General features: G+C 62.3%; 23 protein-coding genes. 17 read left to right on the forward strand and 6 right to left on the reverse strand.

What is annotated here, in order from left to right; genetic code table 11:
• The first annotated feature begins 91 nt into the window (after positions 1–91).
• From Q4S45_RS04750 to Q4S45_RS04790, 9 genes are all read left to right on the forward strand, one after another.
• Positions 92–478 (forward strand): DUF4398 domain-containing protein, encoded by a 387-nt coding sequence (locus Q4S45_RS04750; protein WP_305509636.1) that lies wholly within the window; start codon positions 92–94, stop codon positions 476–478.
• A gap of 82 nt (positions 479–560) precedes the next feature.
• Positions 561–1,475, forward strand: a complete 915-nt coding sequence (locus Q4S45_RS04755; RefSeq protein ID WP_305509638.1) for an OmpA family protein — start codon at positions 561–563, stop codon at positions 1,473–1,475.
• 30 nt (positions 1,476–1,505) lie between these two features.
• A complete protein-coding gene (locus Q4S45_RS04760) occupies positions 1,506–2,045 on the forward strand; it encodes a bacterioferritin (protein ID WP_305509640.1) in 540 nt (179 codons plus the stop codon).
• 42 nt (positions 2,046–2,087) lie between these two features.
• Entirely contained in the window at positions 2,088–2,441 is a 354-nt protein-coding gene (locus Q4S45_RS04765; protein WP_374046096.1) for a YqjD family protein, read from the forward strand.
• 18 nt (positions 2,442–2,459) lie between these two features.
• The gene (locus Q4S45_RS04770; RefSeq protein ID WP_305509644.1) at positions 2,460–2,846 is read left to right on the forward strand and encodes a phage holin family protein; all 387 of its coding nucleotides are present in this window, start codon (positions 2,460–2,462) and stop codon (positions 2,844–2,846) included.
• Positions 2,847–2,870: 24 nt separating this feature from the next.
• Positions 2,871–3,245, forward strand: coding sequence for a hypothetical protein (locus tag Q4S45_RS04775; RefSeq protein WP_305509646.1), 375 nt, complete (start codon positions 2,871–2,873; stop codon positions 3,243–3,245).
• A 211-nt stretch (positions 3,246–3,456) separates the two neighbouring features.
• Positions 3,457–4,605, forward strand: a complete 1,149-nt coding sequence (locus Q4S45_RS04780; protein ID WP_305509647.1) for a patatin-like phospholipase family protein — start codon at positions 3,457–3,459, stop codon at positions 4,603–4,605.
• Between the two features lie 447 nt (positions 4,606–5,052).
• Positions 5,053–5,478, forward strand: coding sequence for a hypothetical protein (locus tag Q4S45_RS04785; RefSeq protein WP_305509648.1), 426 nt, complete (start codon positions 5,053–5,055; stop codon positions 5,476–5,478).
• Positions 5,479–5,561: 83 nt separating this feature from the next.
• Positions 5,562–6,089, forward strand: coding sequence for a DUF3592 domain-containing protein (locus Q4S45_RS04790; protein WP_305509649.1), 528 nt, complete (start codon positions 5,562–5,564; stop codon positions 6,087–6,089).
• 22 nt (positions 6,090–6,111) lie between these two features.
• Here the strand turns inward: Q4S45_RS04790 and Q4S45_RS04795 are convergent, their stop codons facing one another.
• The 4 genes from Q4S45_RS04795 to Q4S45_RS04810 form a co-directional block, all read right to left on the reverse strand.
• A complete protein-coding gene (locus Q4S45_RS04795) occupies positions 6,112–6,369 on the reverse strand; it encodes a DUF6582 domain-containing protein (RefSeq protein WP_305509651.1) in 258 nt (85 codons plus the stop codon).
• A 48-nt stretch (positions 6,370–6,417) separates the two neighbouring features.
• Positions 6,418–6,795: a hypothetical protein gene (locus tag Q4S45_RS04800; protein ID WP_305509653.1), complete on the reverse strand. Its 378-nt coding sequence runs from the start codon at positions 6,793–6,795 to the stop codon at positions 6,418–6,420.
• A 67-nt stretch (positions 6,796–6,862) separates the two neighbouring features.
• Entirely contained in the window at positions 6,863–7,015 is a 153-nt protein-coding gene (locus tag Q4S45_RS04805; RefSeq protein ID WP_305509655.1) for a DUF3309 family protein, read from the reverse strand.
• Between the two features lie 76 nt (positions 7,016–7,091).
• The gene (locus tag Q4S45_RS04810; RefSeq protein ID WP_305509656.1) at positions 7,092–7,574 is read right to left on the reverse strand and encodes a glycine zipper 2TM domain-containing protein; all 483 of its coding nucleotides are present in this window, start codon (positions 7,572–7,574) and stop codon (positions 7,092–7,094) included.
• A gap of 202 nt (positions 7,575–7,776) precedes the next feature.
• Here Q4S45_RS04810 and Q4S45_RS04815 point away from each other — a divergent pair, with 202 nt between their 5' ends.
• The 8 genes from Q4S45_RS04815 (at position 7,777) to Q4S45_RS04850 (ending at position 18,261) form a co-directional block, all read left to right on the forward strand.
• Positions 7,777–8,319, forward strand: a complete 543-nt coding sequence (locus Q4S45_RS04815) for a hypothetical protein (protein ID WP_305509658.1) — start codon at positions 7,777–7,779, stop codon at positions 8,317–8,319.
• A gap of 54 nt (positions 8,320–8,373) precedes the next feature.
• The gene (locus Q4S45_RS04820) at positions 8,374–8,688 is read left to right on the forward strand and encodes a BON domain-containing protein (RefSeq protein WP_305509659.1); all 315 of its coding nucleotides are present in this window, start codon (positions 8,374–8,376) and stop codon (positions 8,686–8,688) included.
• Between the two features lie 72 nt (positions 8,689–8,760).
• Complete coding sequence (locus tag Q4S45_RS04825) at positions 8,761–9,975, forward strand: AI-2E family transporter (protein ID WP_305509661.1); 1,215 nt, start codon at positions 8,761–8,763, stop codon at positions 9,973–9,975.
• Between the two features lie 251 nt (positions 9,976–10,226).
• Positions 10,227–12,728, forward strand: a complete 2,502-nt coding sequence (locus tag Q4S45_RS04830) for a type VI secretion system Vgr family protein (RefSeq protein WP_305509663.1) — start codon at positions 10,227–10,229, stop codon at positions 12,726–12,728.
• On the forward strand, positions 12,725–14,968 hold the full coding sequence (locus Q4S45_RS04835; protein WP_305509665.1) for a DUF3274 domain-containing protein: 2,244 nt from the start codon (positions 12,725–12,727) through the stop codon (positions 14,966–14,968). Before Q4S45_RS04830 ends, Q4S45_RS04835 begins: the two co-directional genes overlap by 4 nt.
• A gap of 10 nt (positions 14,969–14,978) precedes the next feature.
• Positions 14,979–16,430, forward strand: a complete 1,452-nt coding sequence (locus Q4S45_RS04840) for a DUF2875 family protein (protein ID WP_305509667.1) — start codon at positions 14,979–14,981, stop codon at positions 16,428–16,430.
• Positions 16,431–16,678: 248 nt separating this feature from the next.
• The gene (locus tag Q4S45_RS04845; RefSeq protein ID WP_305512049.1) at positions 16,679–17,926 is read left to right on the forward strand and encodes a DUF2875 family protein; all 1,248 of its coding nucleotides are present in this window, start codon (positions 16,679–16,681) and stop codon (positions 17,924–17,926) included.
• 146 nt (positions 17,927–18,072) lie between these two features.
• The gene (locus Q4S45_RS04850) at positions 18,073–18,261 is read left to right on the forward strand and encodes a PAAR domain-containing protein (RefSeq protein ID WP_374046097.1); all 189 of its coding nucleotides are present in this window, start codon (positions 18,073–18,075) and stop codon (positions 18,259–18,261) included.
• A gap of 83 nt (positions 18,262–18,344) precedes the next feature.
• Here the strand turns inward: Q4S45_RS04850 and Q4S45_RS04855 are convergent, their stop codons facing one another.
• On the reverse strand, positions 18,345–19,298 hold the full coding sequence (locus tag Q4S45_RS04855) for a YihY/virulence factor BrkB family protein (RefSeq protein ID WP_305509671.1): 954 nt from the start codon (positions 19,296–19,298) through the stop codon (positions 18,345–18,347).
• A 79-nt stretch (positions 19,299–19,377) separates the two neighbouring features.
• Positions 19,378–20,409: an OmpA family protein gene (locus Q4S45_RS04860; RefSeq protein WP_305509673.1), complete on the reverse strand. Its 1,032-nt coding sequence runs from the start codon at positions 20,407–20,409 to the stop codon at positions 19,378–19,380.
• Positions 20,410–20,430 lie beyond the last annotated feature (21 nt).

The following is a 20,430-nucleotide window of genomic DNA, read 5'->3' on the forward strand; positions in this document are numbered from 1 at the left end:
TTTTGCGTATGTGCGTCAGCGTACCGAACTTGCCAAAGAATCAGCATATAACCTTATCACGACGTCATTTATTACGGAATGGAGAGAGCACATGAGCACGGAAACGAAACATCACCAGTCGATCAAAGTGGCCTGCGCCGCAGCCTTGCTGTCGTTGCTGGCTGCCTGCGGCACGTCGCAAAAAGCCCCCGCTACCGCCGACGTGGCCGTGTCCCGCAATGCTGTCGACAACGCCGTCAGCGCCGGCGCCGCCGACCTGGCGCCCGCTGAGATCACCGCGGCCCGCGCCAAGATGATGCGCGCCAACGAAGCGCTGGCCGCCAAGGATTATGTGCTGGCTCGCCAGCTGGCCACCGAAGCCCAGGCAGACGCGAAGCTGGCCCAGAGCAAGGCCAACTCGGCCAAGGCCAACGCCGCCGCCAACGCGCTCGACGCCGACCTGCGCGTGCTGCGCGAGGAAGTCGACCGCGCCCGTTAAGCGGCGCGGCCGGAGCTGCCCGATAACAATTCGAAATCGATCTCTGCGCGCCGCGCGCGCGCCACAAGAAAAAGGATAGACCATGAACACGAAATTCTTCCGCACCGCCGTCCTTGCCAGCGCCGTATTGCTGGCGGCGTGCAGCACCACGCCAACCACTACCTCGATGCTGGACCAGGCGCGCGGCGACTTCGTTGCCGCCAACAACACGCCGGCGGTGTCGACCTACGCGCCGCTCGAATTCAAGCAGGCCAGCGACGCGCTCGACCAGGCCAACGCCGCCGCGGCCAAGCGTGAGAGCCTCGACACGATCGACCGCCTGGCCTACATCGCCAAGCAGAAGATCGCGACGGCGCGCCAGGTGGCCAGCCAGAAGGCGGCCGAAGCCGACATCGCCAATTCGGGCCGCCAGCGCGACCGCCTGCAGCTCGAGGCGCGCACCATCGAGGCCAACAAAGCCAGGGACGAGGCCGACCGCGCCAAGGCCGACGCCAATGCCGCCCAGGCCAGCGCCGAGGACGCCCAGCGCAAGGCGATGAACGCCGAGGCCCAGACCCGCGAAGCGCAGGCCCGCGCGGCCCAGCTCGAAGCCCAGATGGCCGACCTGCAGGCGAAGAAAACCGAGCGCGGCATGATCATCACGATCGGCGACGTGCTGTTCGATACCGACCAGGCGCGCCTGAAACCGAATGGCGTGGCCACCGTGCAGAAGCTGGCCGACGTATTGAATCAGAACCCGGCGCGCACCGTGCTGGTCGAAGGGTTTACCGACAGCACCGGCACGGCCGCGCACAACCAGGACTTGTCCGAACGCCGCGCCGGCGCCGTCGCCAGCGCCTTGTCCGGCATGGGCATTGCGCGCGACCGCATCGCGATGCGCGGCTACGGCCAGTCGTATCCGGTGGCCAGCAACGATTCGGCCAGCAACCGCCAGCTGAATCGCCGCGTGGAAATCGTGCTCTCGAACGAAGGTGCGGCAATTCCGCCGCGCCGTTAAAGGCTGAAGTTTTTGAACAAGGAAATCATCATGGAACAGAATCAATCGAACCTGGCGCATGGCTTCGACAAAGAGGCTATCCGGAAAGCCGCCGCCAACCTGGACGACGGCGCCGTCACCGACGGCTACCAGGCCGACCGCGAGGCGGTGATCCGCATGCTCAACGACGCGCTGGCCACCGAGCTGGTGTGCGTGCTGCGCTACAAGCGTCACTACTTCACCGTCAGCGGTCGCGGCAACGGCCAGGTCAAGGCCGAATTCCTCGAGCACGCAACCCAGGAGCAGGAGCACGCCGACTGGCTGGCCGAGCGCATCGTCCAGCTCAATGGTTCGCCGGACTTCAATCCGGCCTCGCTGGTCGCGCGCAGTCATGCCGAATATGACGATTCGGATGACGTCAACGCGATGATCCGCGCCAACCTGATCGCCGAGCGCGTGGCGATCGAATCGTACCGCCAGATGATCGCGGCGATCGGCGACAAGGATCCGACCACGCGCAACCTGCTGATCGAAATCATGGCCGTCGAGGAAGAGCATGCCGACGACATGCGCGACCTGCTGCCGAAATAATTGAACGAAACCCCACCACCCACCACAAGGAGAATCATCATGATGGACAACACCACCCGCAATGCCACCAACGCCGCTTCGTCGGCCGCCTCGTCGGTGTCGAGCTCCCTGAGCGACGCCCAGACCGATGTCAAGACGCTGGTCAAGGACGCCCAGTCGCTGCTGACCGCGGCCGCCGCACTGACCGGCGAGAAAGCCGACGACCTGCGCAAGCGCGGCATGGAACTGCTGGACGTGGCAATGAAGAAGGCGGGCGAGGTGCAGGGCCAGGCGCTGGTCAAGGGCAAGGAACTGGCCAAGACCGCCGACACCTACGTGCAGGACAACCCATGGCGCACCGTGGCCGCCGCTGCGGGCGTGGGCCTGCTGGTGGGCGTGATCCTGGGCCGCAAATAAACCACGCCGGGAGCAGCCATGGAAAAAGTTGAAACTATCGTTCATGGCCCCGGTCTCATGGGTGGCCTGACGGGCCTTGCGAAGAACCTGTTCGGCCTGCTGGTGTCGCGCGTCGAACTGGCGGCGCTCGAGCTGTCGGAGGTGCGCAACCACGTGATCGAACTGGTGGCGATCTTCGCCGGCGCCGCGCTGGCCGTCTGGTTCGCTCTCGCCTACGGCACCGCCACCATCGTGGCGCTGGCGTGGGAATCGATGGGATGGAAGATCCTGCTGATCATGTTCGGGGTGTTCGCCGTCATCACCGCCGGCCTGGTCTGGAAGGGAATGTCGATGCTCAAGCAGGGCAAGCTGGCGTTCCCGGAAACGATGAACGAACTGAAGAACGATCGCGAGATGCTGCTGTAAGCGGCATTGACACCAGGAGCTGGCATGGAAACACAAACCGTAGAAATCAAGGACCAGCGCACCGACAAGGAGCGCAAGGAAGAACTGATCCGCCAGGGCGAGTTCTATCGTATCGGTGTGGTGCACTCGAAGGCGCAGGTCAAGCAGGCCGCGCGGCCGGAAGCGCTGTTCCATTCGGCCATCGACCACGCGACCTGGTCGCTGCGCTCCAAGGTCGACAGCCTGCTCAAGCCGTCTGGCGCCAACGTGGCGACAATGCTGCCGTTCGCGCTGAAGATCATCCAGTTTGTCCGGCATCGGCGGATGGGCAAGGCGGCGCTGGGCGTGACGGTGCTGCTCGGTGCGGCAGGGGCCTACCTGCAGTACCGCCGCACGCATCCGGATACGACCGCGTACTGATTTGATGGTGCAGCCGGCGCAGACCGGAAACTAGTAAAATGGTGGGGCTTGAGCGGCGTCGCGATCAATGATTCGACGCCGCTTTTTTTGACCTCACCGTTAGTGTGTCGTACCTGCGCAGGCAGGTACCTATACTGAGCTGGCAAGGCCGGTAAAGCGTATTCAGCATGGGCACCTGCCTGCGCAGGTACGACAACCTTATCGGGACCTCATGAAAACCAATCCCCTCAATCCGGACAAGCTGCGCATCGTGCTGGTGCTGCAGGGCGGTGGCGCGCTAGGCGCCTATCAGGCCGGCGTCTACCAGGCGCTGCACGAGCACGACCTGGCGCCCGACTGGATTGTCGGCACCTCGATCGGCGCCATCAACGCGGCCCTGATCGCGGGCAACCAGCCGGCGGACCGGCTGGCGCGGGTCAAGGCGTTCTGGGACCGGGTTGCCCATCCCGACCGGATCGACATGGCGCAGGTGAGCGACGAGCAGCGCCGCTCCAACATCTGGATGAACACGCTCGACACAGTGATGCGCGGCGCGCCGGGCTTTTTTACGCCGCGCTATTTCAGCGGCTTCGCGGCCGGCCTGCCGGTGGCGCCGGAGGCCGCGTCCTACTACGACACCACGCCGCTGCGCGCGACGCTCGAGGAGCTGGTCGATTTCGACTACCTGAACGAGCCTGGCGGGATCCGCCTGACCGTCAATGCGGTCAAGGTCTGCACGGGCGAGCTGGTGCATTTCGACAGCATCAACGGCGAGCTGTCGGCCGACCACGTGCGCGCCAGCGGCAGCCTGCCGCCGGCTTTCCCGCCGGTGCGTATCGACGGCGACCTGTACTGGGACGGCGGCCTGTATTCGAACACGCCGCTCGAATCGGTGCTGGCCGAACTGCCCGAGGGCGACACGCTGTGCTTCCTGGTCGACCTGTGGAGCGCACACGGCGCCGAGCCGGCAACGATGGAGGAGGTGAGCACGCGCCAGAAGGACGTGACGTACGCCTCGCGCACGCAGCGACACATCGACGACTACGTCAGTACCTACACGATGCAGCAGAAGCTGCGGCAGTTGTACGCGCGCCTGCCGGAAGGGGCGCGCAGCGCGGCCGACCGCCAGGAGCTGGCCGCGCTGGGCGCCGACGCCACCTTGCACATCGTGCGCCTGCCGTACGCCGGCACCGACTGGCACATGGCCGCCAAGGACGTGAATTTTTCAAAAGGATCGATCGAGTGGCGCTGGGATCAGGGCTACCGCGATGCGCTGCGCGCGCTGAAGCACGCGGGCTGGCTGCGTTCTTACAGTGAAGACACCGCGGTGGTGGTGCATGAATTGCCGACCCACGACGTGGGCAGCCGCCAGGCCGATTGAGCACCCGGAAAACACCTCCACTTGCCATGTTAACAACCTAAGCCGTACACTGCTCGGCGGACCCGCAATCGGCCATAAGGGCACGTGCGTCGCGCGTAGTTGCGCCCCGTAGAGGAATTACATCGTCAATAAATCGAACTGAGGACATAGCCTTGCCTATTCATTACCATCTGACATTTCCTCTGATGATCACAGTAGCATCCGTGGGAGCGGTCTTATCCATGATCGCGGCCCGCAATAGCAGCGGCCCGTGGTTTTTGCCGCTGTGGTCTCGCAAGCGCGACAGCTTTACAGCAACCGGGTGGCGTTACCGCACCTGGTCGGTGTGGTGTGGTTATATCTTCATTGCTGTCGCAGCGGCCGATCAGCTGTTTGGTTAGCCACGGTGGTGCGCCGCTGTGCTGTTTTTAATAGTTTCAAACGTAGAAGGTTAAAAGATACTGGACGATGAAAATGCGAATCGCAAAGAAGAGTCTGCTCATTGCGTTGTCACTGATCGGCTGCGCAACGGTTCTATATTTGACCGCTTTATCTATTCTTCACGTAGTGCGAAATGGCGCTCCCGACAAGCAGACCGAGTTGTTTTCCCCTCTGGGGCCCTACCGGATTGTCATCACCGAACAGCTTGCGGGATCTCCAGGTTCGGTGTGTATCAAGCAGGTGTACGTTTTGCCAGCGCGTGCGAAATTCGACAGGAACGACACGGATAACGAAATATTTACTGGGGCATGCGACGGATTAGTCGCCCTCAACTGGACCGGCGACCGAGTGGAAGGGGACATCGTGTTTAGCAGAGCTGCTGATGGTGTGAAGTCTCAGTTGAAAAGTTACGGGGCGGATGGGCAGGTCAAAGTCATATGGGCAGCGCATTGAACGCTGCGTCGGTTCGGATGCATATTGGCCCTTGAGCAAGCAGCCCAATTGATCGAAGTTCCAAATGCGAGGATCGAATTCGTATGGGCGCTAAGCCTTTCAATTTGAAAAAGACTCAGCGCTTCGGATGGCTATGTATCATCATCGCGCTGCCACTCGCCTACTACTCGCTGATGACGGTCATCGACAAGGCAAGATCCAAAGCGTGGCCGGGCGCGGACGCAAAAGTCATCCAGACGGAGGCGTACAAGTCGACCAGAGCCGGAGCATATTGTTTCCAGCTGCGTTACCAATACGCGATCGCTGGCAAGGAATTTTCATCCACCCGGTGGACGTTGAAGAGCAGAGTCGCCTGTAACCGCGACAAGCACCTTGTCGATGCGGCGCTGGAACAGCTTCAGCCAGACGCCACGATCCGGATTCGCTACGACCCGACCGATCCGGGGAAGTCGTTCGTCGATCCTGAAGATGTAGATTTCACCGACGTCTTTTATATCGTCCTGGCTTTCGGACTAATCGTCTACGGCCTGTTTGTCCCAAGGGCGTTAGCGCGGAAGAAGACAAAGCACCGGAGCGACGGCGCGCTTGCGGACGGCAGCGGCCTTTCCTGACAGCGGAACACGAAGTCTCAATTCAGCGCTTGCTCTTCGCGCCGCTGCCGACCTCGCGCCAGTCGCCTTCGTGCAGTTCCACATTGAACTTGCGCGCTGCGGCGCGAATGCGCTTCCACGCTTCGTCCCGCTCCGCGTCGGTCACGTCCTCGACCTGTTTGAAGCGGGCGATGGCGTTGCGTACGTGGCTTGCGTCCTCGAGCGGTTCCTTGCGCTGTTTGGGAAACGCGAAGTGCTCTGTGGAGACTTCCTTCCTGTCTTCCTGATCCAGCTTGCTCATGAGGCCTCCTCGATATCGGTTGGTGAAAAGAAGTGGCTCGCTCGTGCCTTACTGCTGGAATTCGGCCATGACCTGGGCGCGGGCGCCGGCCATGTCTTGCTGATAGGTCGCGCGCGCGTCGCGCATGCAGGCGGCGCGTTCGCTGCCGGCCATCTTGCGGCAGGCGCCCTGTGATTCCTGCAGCGCGGCGCCGATTTCCTTTTGAAGGTTGCGCAGGCGCGCACCCATGCTTGGATTCTCGCGGAACCAGCGGGCCGGGTCGCCCTGGGCCATTTCGCGCGCCTGCTTGGCGGCGGTGGCGGGCGGCACGTTGGAGTCGGTCGATACGGGTTCCTGGCTCGTTTGTGCATGTGCGGCGCCGATCGCGGCGAGCAGGGCGCAGGCGCCAGCCAGGGCGCGCAAGGAAAACAGGTGAGGCTGTGTCATGGCAGCTCCTTATTGTTCTTGGATGCGAAAACAAAAGGCCGGCGCAAAGGCCGGCCATCGGTGTTGCTTACAAGCGCCCGGTGACGAGCATGAAAATCAGCACCAGCACCAGAATGCCGGTGATGCTGACCGGGGCGTAACCCCAGTTGCGGCTGTGGTTCCAGGTTGGCAGCACGCCGATCAGCGCGAGGACAAGAATAATCAGCAGAATGGTTCCCATGGGAGGCTCCTAAAATAAATGCGGTGTTTCATGTGGTGGGAACAAGTACAGGGCCGGCCAGGCCGGCCCATCACGATCAATAGCGGTAGACGCGGCCGTCGACCAGGCGCACGCGGTTGCCCACGCGCAGGTCATAGGCGCTGTCCTGGGTCACGCTGCGCCATTCGCCGTTGTCCATGCGAATATTGATCTGGTACATGTCCATGCCGTTCGCGTTGCGGTTCGCTTCGACGTTGTTGCCGATCGCCGCGCCGGCTACGCCGCCTGCGACGGTGGCCGCGGTACGGCCGCTGCCGCTGCCGACCTGGTTACCGACCAGCGCGCCGACGAGGCCGCCAACGACTGCACCGGAGCCGCTGGTGCTGGCCGTGCCGCGCACTACCTGGATCGAATCGATCGTGCCGTAGCCCGACGAGACGTTGCTGGTGTAGCCCGAGTTGTAGCCGCTGTTGTAGCCGGCGTTGTTGTAGCCGTACGGGGTGGAGGTGGTGCTGGCGCAACCGCTCAAGACGGCGGTGCTGGCAACGATCAGTGCGGCAATGGTGTGAGTCGATTTCATATTGTTCTCCTGGCAAAAGTGTAGGTTCAGAATAGTCGGCAACATTTCCTCGGTCTGTGCGGTGCCGCACCCAGAAAGTGTTCATTTGACATTCCCGCCGCGGACCCGGCCGATTCCATATTGCAGTGTTCGGCAGCGTACAGAAGGGCTCCGTCTTTCCGCGTAAAACGGTAGCTAATCGACACCAACGGAGCACACCATAATGAAAAAAATTCACGCCATCATCATGCTTGCCGCCTTCTGCGGCGGCGCCCACGCCGCAGCCCCAACGCCCGAATCGAAGGCAGCCTACGCTCAGGCAAAGGACAATGCCGCGGTCGCCTACAAGGCCGCGCGGGCGCAATGCGACGCCATCACCGGCAACCCGAAAGACGTGTGCGTCGAGGAAGCGAAAGCGGCGCGCGTGCGCGCCGAGCAGGAGGCCGAAGCCTATTACAAGAACACGCTGAAGGCGTACACGGCGTCGCGCCTGAAGATCGCCTCGGCCAACTACGACCTCGACCGGGCCAAGTGCGGCGCGCTGGCCGGCAATGACAAGGACGTGTGCATCAGCCAGGCCAAGGCGGCGCTGGTGGCGGCGCAGGCCGACGCCAAGGCCGACAAGCGCGCGATCGAGGCGCGCGCCGATGCGCGTGAGGACAAGCGTACGGCGGAGTACAAGGTCGCGCGCGAAAAATGCGACGCGTTTGCCGGTGCGGCAAAGGACAGCTGCGTGTCGGCCGCCAAGACCCAGTTCGGCAAATAAGCCGCGCGGTTTCATCGAACTTTTTTGACCACCACCACCACCAGGAGTTCTATCATGCACATCGCACGCCGCTTCGCTACCATGCTGTTTGCCGCTTCGCTCGTCGCCACCCTGGCCGGTTGTGCCTCCACCCCGACCAAGGAGGGCACCGGCGAGTACATCGACGACGCCGCCATCACCCTCAAGGTGAAAGCGTCGATCTTCAACGAGCCGACCCTGAAAGCAACCGAAATCAATGTCGAGACGTTCAAGGGCGACGTGCAGCTGTCGGGCTTCGTGGCCCAGCCTGAGGACGCCCAGAAGGCCGCCAACATCGCCCGCGGCGTCAAAGGTGTAGTATCGGTGAAGAACGACATCCGCGTTAAATAACCCCGCTGTCCGCGCCTGCCCCGGTTTCGGGGCCGGTGATGTGGGCGGCGATTTTTTTTGTAAAGATCACCGATGAAGCTTGCAGATCCAAACCTGCCGCCCGCCACTGAAACCGCAGTCGCCAATACCGCGCCCGCGCCGGCGCCGGACGATGAAGTCGTCGCCCCAGGCCATTCCTTCAAATTCCCCCTGCACGTGAACGCTCGCGGGACCGCCATCGGCATCGTCGCGACCGTCGCTTTCGTGTGGGCCCTGCAATGGTCGGAAAAATTCCTCGTGCCGCTGCTGCTGGGCGTGTTCATCGCCTACACACTCAGCCCGGTCGTGCAATGGCTGGAGCGTTGGCACATCAAGCGCGCCATCGGCGCCACCCTCGTTACCGTACTGATCCTGGCGGCGCTGGCGGGCACGATGTACCGCGTGCAGGACGAGTTCGTCAACATCATCGACGAGCTGCCGACGATTACCCACAAGGTGACCAAGCTGCTGACCGATAACAAGGGCGGGCAGCCGAGCACGATTCAGCAGGTGCAGGCGGCGGCCAGCGAGATCGAACGGGCCGCCTCGTCGGGCGGGGCGGAAGCGGCGCGCGCCGCGGCCCGGCGCGCAGCGCCGGCTGCGGCGGCGACCGGCAGCACGTTCAAGGTGATGGACTGGGTGCTGGCCGGCTCGATGGGCCTGGCCACTTTCCTCAGCCAGGCGACGATGGTGGTTTTCCTGGTGTTCTTCCTGCTGCTGGCGGGCGACACCTTCAAGCGCAAGCTGGTCAAGTTGACCGGGCCTTCGCTCACGCGCAAGAAGGTCACCGTGCACATCCTGGAAGACATCAACACCTCGATCCAGGCCTATATGTTCATGCTGCTAGTGACCAACGGCCTGCTGGCGCTGCTGATGTGGATGGCGCTGTCGGCGATCGGGCTGGAGAACGCCGGCGCCTGGGCGATCTTCGCCGGCCTGATGCACATCATGCCGTATTTCGGGCCGCTTCTGATCACGATTGCCACTGGCGGGGTGGCGTTCATGCAGTTCGAGTCGCTGCGCATGGTGCTGCTGGTGTCGGGCGCCTCGCTGGCGATCGCCACGCTGGTGGGCACGGTGGTGGCGACCTGGATGACGGGGCGCATCGCGCGCATGAATCCGGCAGCGGTGTTCGTCAGCCTGCTGTTCTGGGGCTGGCTGTGGGGCGTGTGGGGCTTGCTGCTGGGCGTGCCGGTGGTGGTGATCCTCAAGGTCGTGGCCGAGCGGGTAGAGGGGATGGAAGTGGTGGCCGAATTGTTGGGAGAGTGACGAGTTTGGGGTGAGGTCCCTTGGACCTGACCCCGCAGTTGAACGCGGCTTCGGCAGCATCGTGGAGTAGCGAATGGCGCCGACAAAACCGGGGACAGGTCTGCAGACCTGTCCCCTTTTTTGTTTCTCGGCCTGTGTTGACCGTGGTCATGCCGCCGTCGGTTTTGGATTGTCTTGTGATTTACCGAAGACAACAATAACGATTCGCAATTTTGGTTTCGTCCGCCGCCGGTCTTCATCCTGGAGCATCCATGTTTCGCACGATCGAGTTGCACAGTTCGCTGGGCAGCGAGCAGCTTCGCTTCGCTTCGCTGCGCGGCGTCGAAGCCCTGTCCCAGGTGGGCGAATTCGAGCTCGAAGCGCTGTCGCCCGCGTCCGACCTCGACCCCGGCCAACTGCTCGGCACCGCAGTCGTCATCGAAATCGAGACCTTCGGCGGCGGCACGCGCTACTTCCACGCCCTGGTCACCGGCTTCGCCTATCTCGGCCCCGACAGCAGCGCCGAGCTGCAGCACCGCTACCACGCCAGCCTGCGCAGCTGGCTGGTGCTGGCGGACCAGAACGCCGACTACAAGATATTCCAGCACAAGAGCGTGCCCGACATCGTCAAGGAAGTCCTGAGCGCCTATCCGTTTCCGTTCGAATTGAACCTGACCGAACAGTACGCGGCGCGGCCGTATGTGGTGCAGTACGGCGAGAGCGACCTCAATTTTGTGACGCGCCTGTGCGAGGACGCGGGCATCTACCATTTCTGCCGGCACGCCGAGGACCGCCACACCATCGTGTTCACCGATTACAGCCACGAGAAGCTGGCGCAATATGCGTCGATACCTTTCCTGTGTCCCGGGCAGAGCGCCGGGATGCGCGGCGAGTATGTGCATGCCTGGCTCGACGCGCAGACGCTCAAGCCGGGACGCTACGCCACCGATTCCTACGACTTCCGGCGCGCGCGCGCTCAGCTGACGGGGCACAACGCCCTTTGCCGAAATGAGCACGGCGATCAGCAAGTCTATGAATGGTCGGGCGCGTACACCGAGCGCGCACAGGGCGAGCGCCTGGCCCTGGTGCGGCGCCAGCAGCAACAGCTCGACCAGCAACTGGTACGCGCCAGCACCAACGTGCGCGGCATCGCGCCGGGGTATGTCTTCGACCTGTGCCGGCATCCGCACGCGGCCAGCAACGACGCCTACCTGATCATCGAGGCGAACTACCTGTTCGAGGAGAACTGCGAACGGTCGGGGACCGGCGAGGGCACGCGCTGGAACACCGATTTCGTCGTCAAGCGCGCCGCGGAACAGTACCGCCCCGCGCGCCGGGCGCGCCGGCCGAAAGCGAGCGGCCCGCAAACGGCGGTGGTCACCGGGCCGGCCGGGCGCGAGGTCTGGACCAATGAGTACGGCCAGGTGAAGGTCCACTTCCACTGGGACCGGCACGGGCCGGACGACGAGAACAGTTCGTGCTGGATCAGGGTCGCCAGCAGCTTGGCCGGCGCCACGTGGGGCGAGTCGCTGATTCCTCGCATCGGGCAGGAGGTGGTGGTGGAGCATCTGCACGGCGACCCGGACCAGCCGCTGATCACCGGCCGCGTCAACAACCAGTTCGAGATGCCGACCGCGTTCAGCAATGTTGGCAAGCTGCCGGACAACCAGGCGCTGGGCGGCATCAAGAGCAAGGAGCACCAGGGCCGAGGCTACAACCAGCTGCTGTTCGACGACACGACCGGCGAGATCCGGACCCAGCTCGAATCGGAGCACGCGAAAACCCAGCTGAATCTGGGCTACCTGAGCCACCCGCGCGACGCCGGTAGCGCCGCGCCGCGCGGCGAAGGATTCGAGCTGCGCACCGACGCATGGGGCGCGCTGCGCGCCGACAAGGGCCTGCTGATCAGCACCGACGGGCGCACCGCGGCGAGCGGAGGCGCGCTCTCGCGCGAGGAACTGGTGGTATGCCTGGAGGCCGCGCTGAACTTGGCCAAGAGCCTGGGCGAGTGCGCCGCGCAGCATGAGGGCGGCGCCAGCGACCAGGCCGCGCAGGGCAAATTGAGCAAGGCGGTGAAGGACTGGGGGCACGGCTCGAACGCGGAAAAGGGCGGCAACGGGGGCACGCCGCTGTTCGCGGTCAGCTCGCCGGGCGGGATTGCGCTCGGCACGCCCGACAGCGGCACCTTCGCCGCCGGCGGCCATCTTGACCTGGTCGCCGACCGCAACCAACACCTCACCGCGGGACAGCGCATCCATCTGCACGCCGGGCAGGGCATCAACCAGTTCGCCTTCGGCGGCGGCATCAAGAGCATCGCGCACCAGGGCAAGCACATCATCCAGGCGCAGCACGACGACATCGAGATCGCCGCGGACCAGAGCGTGAGGATCACGTCCAGCCACAAGCATGTGATGATCGCCGCCGACCAGCATGTGACGCTGACCAGCGGCGGCGCCTACATCAAGCTCGCCGGCGGCAATATTGAAATCCACTGCCCGGGCAACGTCAGCATCAAGGGCGCATCGCACAGCATCAAGGGGCCGACCTCGATGGGCGCGGACCTGCCGGCGTTTGGCAAGGCCGATACCGGCAAGCGCTTCCAGCTCAATTACGGCAACAGCAAGAATCCGGTCGCCGGCAAAAAATACAAGATCACGATGGACGATGGCCAGGTCCATGAAGGCGTCACCGATGCGAAGGGCCGCACCGCGCTCGCCGAAAACGACCAGATGCGCGTTGCGTTGATTGAATTCCTCAAGGACGAACCAACGTGACCGCTAAGACTGCACCGGCCAAACAACCCAAGGTGGATGCGTGCGCCTATGCCACCACGACGCCCGGCAAGGACGTCAAGCACGTGCCGCTACCGATGCCGCTGCCGTGCATCACCATCCTGGTTCACGGCGTCAATGACGTCGGCGAAGCTTACGCGGCGCAGGAGACCGGGCTGTGCCAAGGCTTGAATGCGCGCCTCGACCGCGCGCATGAGCTTGGAATGAACGCGCGGCCCGACTTGCGTCCGGCGACCTACAAGATGCCGCCCGCGACGGCAGCGGAAGCAAGGAAAGAGGGCATCGTGAGCGACCCGGATGCGGTCTATTTTCGGCGTGCGACCGACCGGAACACCCACAGTCCGGTGGTGCCGTTCTACTGGGGCTCGCGCGAGAATGGCGGCATCGACCCGCAGACCGGGCAGCCGTATATCAAGAAGGACAACTGGCATGGGCAGTGGACCGACCGCTATGGCAACCGCCTGGATAAGAACGGCGCGAAGAATGGCGGGCCGTTTGCCAACGCCACCACCTGCCTTAACGCGATGTGGGGCGAAGGATTCAACGGCAAGGTCGCGGATTCCGAAATATTGGCAAGGTTCGTCGGCGATCCGTTGCACAACCTCAGAAAAGCCTGTCCGCGCCACTATATGCTGCTCGCTGCCAAGCGGCTGGCAATGCTGATCAAGATCATTCGCAACAACCCCAGGTACAAGAATGTCGCGATCAACCTGGTTTGTCACAGCCAGGGAAGCATGGTTTCGCTGGCGGCCCACGCCTTGCTTGACGCCGACGGCGGACAGTACGCAGCAGACACCCTCATCGTGCAGGATCCCCCGTATAGCGTCGAGGAGACCACCCTCGAATTCTTGGACGGCGTTACCGGCTACGAACAGCAAACGACGCAGTCGCGCATCAAGACGCTCAGCAATATCGTAGGCTACATCTACGGTAGAAAATCCTCTACGCCCAGTCTGAAGGAGTTGGAGTTCCCCCCCGCGTGCGGCAGCGCCGTGGCGGGGCCGAACTGGAAGTCCGGGCAAGGCGCGAAACAATGGGCGATGGGCGAGGTCCATCCGTTCACCGAACGCGACAATCGGGGCAAGGTGTATCTCTATTTCTGTCCGCACGATTCCACGGTGGCCTTAAAGAGCGTCCAGGGAATAGGCTGGCAGGGTGTTCCCGACGAAATCAAGGTAAAGGATGTTCGATTGGTGCGTTCCTTCTCCATGGACGGCGGCGCGGAATATACGTCCATCGAGAAAAATATTCGCATCCCGGTGTTGTCGACGCTGGGCAAGGGATTTCGCCAGCGCGTATTCACCTCGCGTCAGGTTGACGGAAAAATCCTGCAGGTAGGGGCGCCTGAGTGCCGGTACGAACTGCGTTCGAAGTCGGGCGTCTGGTTAGTGACTGAAGATAATTCGACAACCGGCAAGATGTCCGCATCCGTCGCGGAGATCGAGCGCGGCGCGACGCGGCAGATAACTGGTGAGGAGCTTAATCCGAAAGTCCATGCAATCCTCACCGCGGGGGAGGGCGGGCACGCGGGCAAGTTGGCCGTCAGCCCGATCGATGCGGCCATTGCAACGGCTGCGGGCACGGATGCGATCCCCACCAGCACCTGTCGCGCTAAAGAGTTCCGCACGGGCGCGCGGCGAGGGGCGGTTCCGCTCACTCCCGATGAAATCCGTCAATTGGAATCCAGCCTTCCTGGTCAACGCGCGGGGGCGAGATCGGACGATGACCGGTTGCGCGTGGTCAGCGTCGATTACGTGGACATTGACGCAATGAAGTGCACCTACAGCACCGAAACGGCGAACGAGGCGCGAGCACGCTGGCAGGCGAAGACGGACGCCAGCTCTTATCACTCGGCGGTCCCGGGCAATCCCGCACACGCGGCTGGGGTGACTGCATACGACCTGTCGCTCGGCGCGCCGTTTCCCGTTTCGGACGACGACAAAGCGTATCTGGATTATTTATGTGCGGTGGCTGACTGGCGGACCAATTGGAGAAAGATGGAGGTGAACGAAGACAATCCGAAATCGAAAAATATTCTGAAGCACTACTCACTGGAAAAGGACGAAAGTGCGAAGGCCCTGATCGTCGCAACATTTGCTTATTTCACAAACGGTGTTCTGCCGGACGACATCGTCAAGAACGACAAAGCTAGCTTGCCACCGCCCAAATTGATGGTAAGCCATACGGTTGCAGAAAGGGCTTCCGGCAAGCTACTGAGGTAGGAGAGACGCTATGAAACTATTTCGAATTGCTCTTGGATTCATTGCCTCATTTTCCGCGTGTACGGCGTTCGCCTTACAGCCAACAACTGAATTCAGCAACGTAACGATTTCCCCATTCAAGGATAAGGCAATTATGGTCCCCGCAAACGCCGGCATGGCGACACCCATCGAAACCCTAGATGTCTTGGGAGTTGGATTGTCCGTCGAGATGTTCAGGCAAGCACATGCGTGGGTGGAGATGCAAAAGCATCCGGGAAGATCGATTTTGCCGGAAAACTTGAGTGCATTTGAGTCTAACTATACGATGAAGGACTTGATTTCTGAGAAACGCAGCGCCGATGTGCTGGAGCGGGGCGCGAGCCGTTTCGTGGAGCAATGGGCGATTCCCAGCATCAGTATATGGGCGCATTGCGACAAAAAAGAAACCACTAAAACCTACTTTGGTGGAAAGACTTCATTCGGTTTCTTCAATGATCGTGTCAACGATTTGAGGATGCCGGCGGGCATGCATCATCATCAGATTGTGTCGCTCGGCTCAATTTTTTTGGACGACCCAGAGGACGTTCTTGAGCGCGCCTTTCAGTTTTTCGAACAAAACCCCGAAGTTCCTGCTTTACTTCTTTACGCCTCCGATGGCGATATGATCCGCCAATACACTGGAGAGGTAAGCCGCCGTCCTTATTGGGAAGAGGGCCCACGCCGCGTGGGTAGCATGACGGAGTCGATGGTGGCGCTAGTTTTGGCGCGCCGCGATCGCGTCGATGCGATTCGCCCATTTGTGGCGAACGCTATGGGTGACCGCAATGCTCAGTACTTCGCCGAACGTGACCGCCTGCTGAATGCAGCTCGCGCCGCTGCGCGCGCTGCCGGCAAGCCTGAGCCGACGAAGCTTGAGTTCAAGCCCAGCCGGTTCGTGCCAAAGCCCTGGACCGCCGAGCAACTCAGCCAGTTCGATCGGCTGCCTACGATTGCGGTCCTGCACCGGCCCGTCCGTGTCACGTACCGTAAAGACAAGCACGGCAAGCCGACATTCGATCCGGCGCAAAAGGCCAGCCTGATGCACGAGCAGGAGCAGCAGGCTGCATTCAAGGTTGGGCTCGACGCGGCGCTGCGCGACGTACCCGGCGGCATACCGGCACGCGTGTTCTACGATACCGCCGGCCCGACAACGGGCAGGCATGTCGTGCCGTTCACGGTCGCGGCCTACCACAGCCTGCCTGGCTTCGACCTGTTCAAGCCGGAGCAGGGATACGACATTTCCGCGCGAATCGGCAACACCGGCGCGGCCAGCCCCTTCGTGCAGTGGGCCTTGTCGGCCATTGCGGGCTATCAGAAGAACGACACCAGCATGACGCTGAACCTGCGCCAGAACGACGAGGCCACGATTACGGTCGTCACGCCGAGCCCGCCCAGCGGGGTGCGCAAGAATTTCTTTGTCTTCGACTTCAATCCAACTCGATGATGTCGATCCATCAACTCGCCGTTGACCACTGGAACGCGAGAGTCGCCATGGAATGCTCCCGATTTGCTCTTGGATTTCTTGCATCGCTCACGGCGTGTACGGCGCTAGCGGTACAACCGGCATCTCGCCACTCCAGCGCGGCGACAACCAATCCCTTTAGGATGACGGCTGTTATGACTGCCTCAGACACCAATTCGAATCCCCGTGTTACTACTCTCGATGTAATGGGCGTCGGGCTATCCGTTGAAATGTTTCGGCAGGCGCAGGTATGGATTGAGATGCAAAAGCATCCGGGTGGATCGATATTACCTTCTGATTTGAGTCGTTACCCAACAAACGTCACGATTAAAGATCTTGCGACGGGAAAGCGCAGCGCAGATGCATTTGAAGCAGGTGCGAACCACTTTGTTGAATGGTGGCCGATTCCGAGCATCAGCGCGTGGTCGCACTGCGATGATCCCGAGGTCCCGAGTATTTTCGGTAAAACAAACTTCGACTATTTTAATGACCGGGCCAATGATTTGAGGATGCCTGCGGGAATGCACTATCACCGGATTGCTTCGCTTGGATCGGTCTTCCTCGACGAACCGGAAGAGGTGTTGGAACGCGCCTTTCAGTTCTTCGATCAGAATCCGGACGTGCCGGCCTTGCTGATCTTTGCCGCGGATGGCGATATGACTCGTTCCATGACTGGCGACATGACTCGTGAGAAATATTGGGAAGAAGGCCCGCGCCGTTTCGACAGCATGACTGAGTCGATGGTTACCCTAGTACTGGCCCGTCGCGAACGCGTCGACGCGTTGCGCCCGTACGCGACCGCTGCGAATGGAGATCGCAATGCGCAATTCTTCGCCGAACGTGACCGGCAACTTAACGCCGCCCGCGCCGCCGCCCGCGGTGCTGGCAAGCCTGAGCCGACAAAGGTGGTGTTCAAGCCGAGCCAATATCTGCCCACGCCCTGGACCGCCGAGCAACTCAGCCAGTTCGATCGGCTGCCTACGATTGCGGTTGTGCACCGGCCGGTCCGTGTCACGTACCGTAAAGACAAACACGGCAAGCCGACGTTCGACCCGGCGCAAAAGGCCAGCCTGATGCACGAGCAGGAGCAGCAAGCTGCATTTAAGGTTGGGCTCGACGCCGCATTGCGCGACGTCCCCGGCGGCAAACCGGCGCGCGTGTTCTACGACACCGCGGGCCCCGCAAGCGGTCGGCATGTTGTGCCTTTCACAGTCGCGGCCTACCACAGCCTTCCAGGCTTCGACCTGTTCAAGCCGGAGCAGGGATATGACATTTCCGCGCGAATCGGCAATACCGGCGCGGCCAGCCCGTTCGTGCAGTGGGCCCTGGCGGCCATGGCGGGCTATCAGAAGAACGACACCAGCATGACGCTGAACCTGCGCCAGAACGACGAGGCCACGATTACGGTCGTCACGCCGAGCCCGCCCAGCGGGGTGCGCAAGAATTTCTTTGTGTTCGACTTCAATCCGGCCCGATGAAGCCGGCCTGCCGGTTCGCTCCCGTCCCTGGAGGTCGGGACGAGGCTAACACCGCATGAGGTAATCCGATGCCCGCTCCAATACGTTTAGACGATGCGACTAGTCACGGCGGCAAGGTGACCTCGGCCGCGGAACAAACAGACGTCATGGGGAAACCACTGGCGCGAATGAATGATACGTGCAGCTGTCCGATAGCCGGGCACACGAATTGCGTCATCATCGAGGGCGATCCGCACTGGACGATCGACGGCAGGGCAGTGGCGTTGCATGGGCATAAGGTCAGTTGCGGCGCGACCCTCATTTCGGCGCTGGAGAACGTTATGAGAGACGGCTAATAGTGTGGCGGAGAGTCTGAAGATGGGGTCAGGTCCGCAGGACCAGACCCCGGCATGGCACGCGACTCCGACACACCATGCTGCTACTTCTCGATCGGATAGGCGGTGCGCGCGGCGCGGCCAGCGCTCTTGCTCTTTGTCGTGTCGACACCCGTCTCCGCGTCCGACTTGTGGCGCAGGCTGCCCAGCTGCGCCGCGTACTGGCGCGCGAACTCGGCGCCGAGAAAGAATATCTGCGCCGAGTAGTACACCCACAGCAAAATCGCGATGGTCGAGCCGGCCGCGCCAAAACTGTCGGCCACGCCGCTGTTGCCGATGTATAGGCCGATCGCGAATTTGCCCAGCTCGAACATGGCCGCCGTGCCCAGCGCTCCCATCATGACGTCGCGCCACGCCAGCTTGATGCGCGGCAGCAGCTTGTAGATCACGCCGAACAGCACGGCAATGACCGCGAAGCTGATCGCTTTGGCGACCCAGCTGAGCACCACGGTCGCTTCCTTCCACAATCCGCCGACATAGTTTTCCAGTACGGCGAGCGCGGCGCTGACCGACAGCGAGACGATCAACAGGAATGCCAGCACCAGGATCAGGCCGAACGAGAACAGCCGTGTGCGGATCACGTCCCACCAGGTCGAACCGGTCAGCTTGGGCGCGCCCCAGATTTCGTCCAGGCTGTCCTTCAGTTCGGCGAACACGGTGGTGGCGCCCACCAGCAGCAGCACGGAGGCGATCAAGGTCGCCTTCAGGCCGCTGTCGTGGCTGCGCGCGCCGGCCAGCAAGAGCTGGATCGCGGCCGCGCCTTTTTCACCCAGCAAGCCCTTGAGCTGGCCGAACAGCTGGCCCTGGGCCGCCTCGGCGCCGTAGAAGAATCCGGCCACCGCCAGCACCAGCACAAGGATCGGCGCCATCGAAAACAGGGTGTAGAACGCCAGCGCCGCGCCCTTGCTGCCGCAGCGATGCTCGAACCATTCGGTGACGGCGCAACGCATCACCGTCACCAGCTGGCGCGAGTACGGCATCCATTGTTTCATTTCCATCCCGCTCTCCTCGGATTGCAAAAAAATGGGCCCCGCGGGGCCCATTCAGGTCAGATCAGTGACGTCGATGCGCAGGAAGTTACTGCACGCGGCGTTCGACGGTGATCTGCTCGACTTCCACGCGGCGGTTCGGCTCGAGGCACTTGATCAAGTCGGCGCGCTTCTTGTTGTTGCAGGTGACGACCGGCATGGTTTCACCCTTGCCGTAGGCTTTCAGGCGCTTGCCGTCGATGCCTTTCGAGACCAGGTAGTCGCGCACCGAATTGGCGCGCGCCGTCGACAGCTTCATGTTGTAGGCGGACGAACCGATGCGGTCGGCGTGGCCGGTAATGTCGACGTCGGTGATGCTCGGGTCGGCGGTCAGCGCGGCAGCAATGTCATCGAGCTTCGGCTGCGGCATGCGCAGGCGCGAGCTGTTGAACTCGAACAGTTCGGTCGACGACATCGTGACTTTCTCGAAGCGCGCCGGTGGCGGCGGAGGCGGTGGCGGCGGCGCGACCGGGGCGGGCGCCGGCTGCTCGATCACCTGAGGCGGCGGCGCTGGCGGCGGTGGCGGCGGCGCCGGCTTGCTGAACGCGTAGTTCAGGCCGACCGTCAGGTACTTGTTGTTGCTGCGGCTAAAGCCAAATTCGTCCTGGTCCAGGCGCCCGCGCACGGTCGACAAGTCGGCCTGCATTGCCCACTGGTCGTTAAAGCCCAGCTGGAAGCCGACGCCGGCCTTGGCGTACGGCGATGTGGCGCTGTTGTGACGCAGCGGGTTATCGACCTTGTCGCGCTGGGCGCCGACGCCAACCAGCACGAAGGGACGGAAGTTTTTGCGCGAGAGCATCCACAAGGCGTCGGCGCCCACCAGGGTCTGGTGGTAGTTGAAAGCGCCGTCTTCGTCACGCACATGGCTGGCGCCGAACTGCAGGTCCCACATCGGCGAAATTGCCTTGCCGAACTTGAGACCGCCGCCCGCATGGCGCTTGTCGGTGCCGAAATCCCGGTCGGGCTTGACGCCCACGACGTTAGGCTGGATGTACCAGGATGGATTGATTTCCTGCGCCAGGGTGGCCCCGGCGCAACAGAAAACGGCAACCGCCATGGCGATTTTGTTAGCTTTTTTCACTGAATACTCCCGAATTTATTA

This window comes from Massilia sp. R2A-15 (assembly GCF_030704305.1).
Lineage (GTDB): Bacteria > Pseudomonadota > Gammaproteobacteria > Burkholderiales > Burkholderiaceae_D > JAFCUW01.

What these genes read in the sequence shown, in the direction of transcription:
- Q4S45_RS04750 (WP_305509636.1), top strand. Translation starts at nt 92, where the DNA reads ATGAGCACGGAAACGAAACATCACCAGTCGATCAAAGTGGCCTGCGCC.
- Q4S45_RS04755 (WP_305509638.1), top strand. Translation starts at nt 561, where the DNA reads ATGAACACGAAATTCTTCCGCACCGCCGTCCTTGCCAGCGCCGTATTG.
- Q4S45_RS04760 (WP_305509640.1), top strand. Translation starts at nt 1,506, where the DNA reads ATGGAACAGAATCAATCGAACCTGGCGCATGGCTTCGACAAAGAGGCT.
- Q4S45_RS04765 (WP_374046096.1), top strand. Translation starts at nt 2,088, where the DNA reads ATGGACAACACCACCCGCAATGCCACCAACGCCGCTTCGTCGGCCGCC.
- Q4S45_RS04770 (WP_305509644.1), top strand. Translation starts at nt 2,460, where the DNA reads ATGGAAAAAGTTGAAACTATCGTTCATGGCCCCGGTCTCATGGGTGGC.
- Q4S45_RS04775 (WP_305509646.1), top strand. Translation starts at nt 2,871, where the DNA reads ATGGAAACACAAACCGTAGAAATCAAGGACCAGCGCACCGACAAGGAG.
- Q4S45_RS04780 (WP_305509647.1), top strand. Translation starts at nt 3,457, where the DNA reads ATGAAAACCAATCCCCTCAATCCGGACAAGCTGCGCATCGTGCTGGTG.
- Q4S45_RS04785 (WP_305509648.1), top strand. Translation starts at nt 5,053, where the DNA reads ATGAAAATGCGAATCGCAAAGAAGAGTCTGCTCATTGCGTTGTCACTG.
- Q4S45_RS04790 (WP_305509649.1), top strand. Translation starts at nt 5,562, where the DNA reads ATGGGCGCTAAGCCTTTCAATTTGAAAAAGACTCAGCGCTTCGGATGG.
- Q4S45_RS04795 (WP_305509651.1), bottom strand. Translation starts at nt 6,369, where the DNA reads ATGAGCAAGCTGGATCAGGAAGACAGGAAGGAAGTCTCCACAGAGCAC.
- Q4S45_RS04800 (WP_305509653.1), bottom strand. Translation starts at nt 6,795, where the DNA reads ATGACACAGCCTCACCTGTTTTCCTTGCGCGCCCTGGCTGGCGCCTGC.
- Q4S45_RS04805 (WP_305509655.1), bottom strand. Translation starts at nt 7,015, where the DNA reads ATGGGAACCATTCTGCTGATTATTCTTGTCCTCGCGCTGATCGGCGTG.
- Q4S45_RS04810 (WP_305509656.1), bottom strand. Translation starts at nt 7,574, where the DNA reads ATGAAATCGACTCACACCATTGCCGCACTGATCGTTGCCAGCACCGCC.
- Q4S45_RS04815 (WP_305509658.1), top strand. Translation starts at nt 7,777, where the DNA reads ATGAAAAAAATTCACGCCATCATCATGCTTGCCGCCTTCTGCGGCGGC.
- Q4S45_RS04820 (WP_305509659.1), top strand. Translation starts at nt 8,374, where the DNA reads ATGCACATCGCACGCCGCTTCGCTACCATGCTGTTTGCCGCTTCGCTC.
- Q4S45_RS04825 (WP_305509661.1), top strand. Translation starts at nt 8,761, where the DNA reads ATGAAGCTTGCAGATCCAAACCTGCCGCCCGCCACTGAAACCGCAGTC.
- Q4S45_RS04830 (WP_305509663.1), top strand. Translation starts at nt 10,227, where the DNA reads ATGTTTCGCACGATCGAGTTGCACAGTTCGCTGGGCAGCGAGCAGCTT.
- Q4S45_RS04840 (WP_305509667.1), top strand. Translation starts at nt 14,979, where the DNA reads ATGAAACTATTTCGAATTGCTCTTGGATTCATTGCCTCATTTTCCGCG.
- Q4S45_RS04845 (WP_305512049.1), top strand. Translation starts at nt 16,679, where the DNA reads ATGTTTCGGCAGGCGCAGGTATGGATTGAGATGCAAAAGCATCCGGGT.
- Q4S45_RS04850 (WP_374046097.1), top strand. Translation starts at nt 18,073, where the DNA reads ATGGGGAAACCACTGGCGCGAATGAATGATACGTGCAGCTGTCCGATA.
- Q4S45_RS04855 (WP_305509671.1), bottom strand. Translation starts at nt 19,298, where the DNA reads ATGGAAATGAAACAATGGATGCCGTACTCGCGCCAGCTGGTGACGGTG.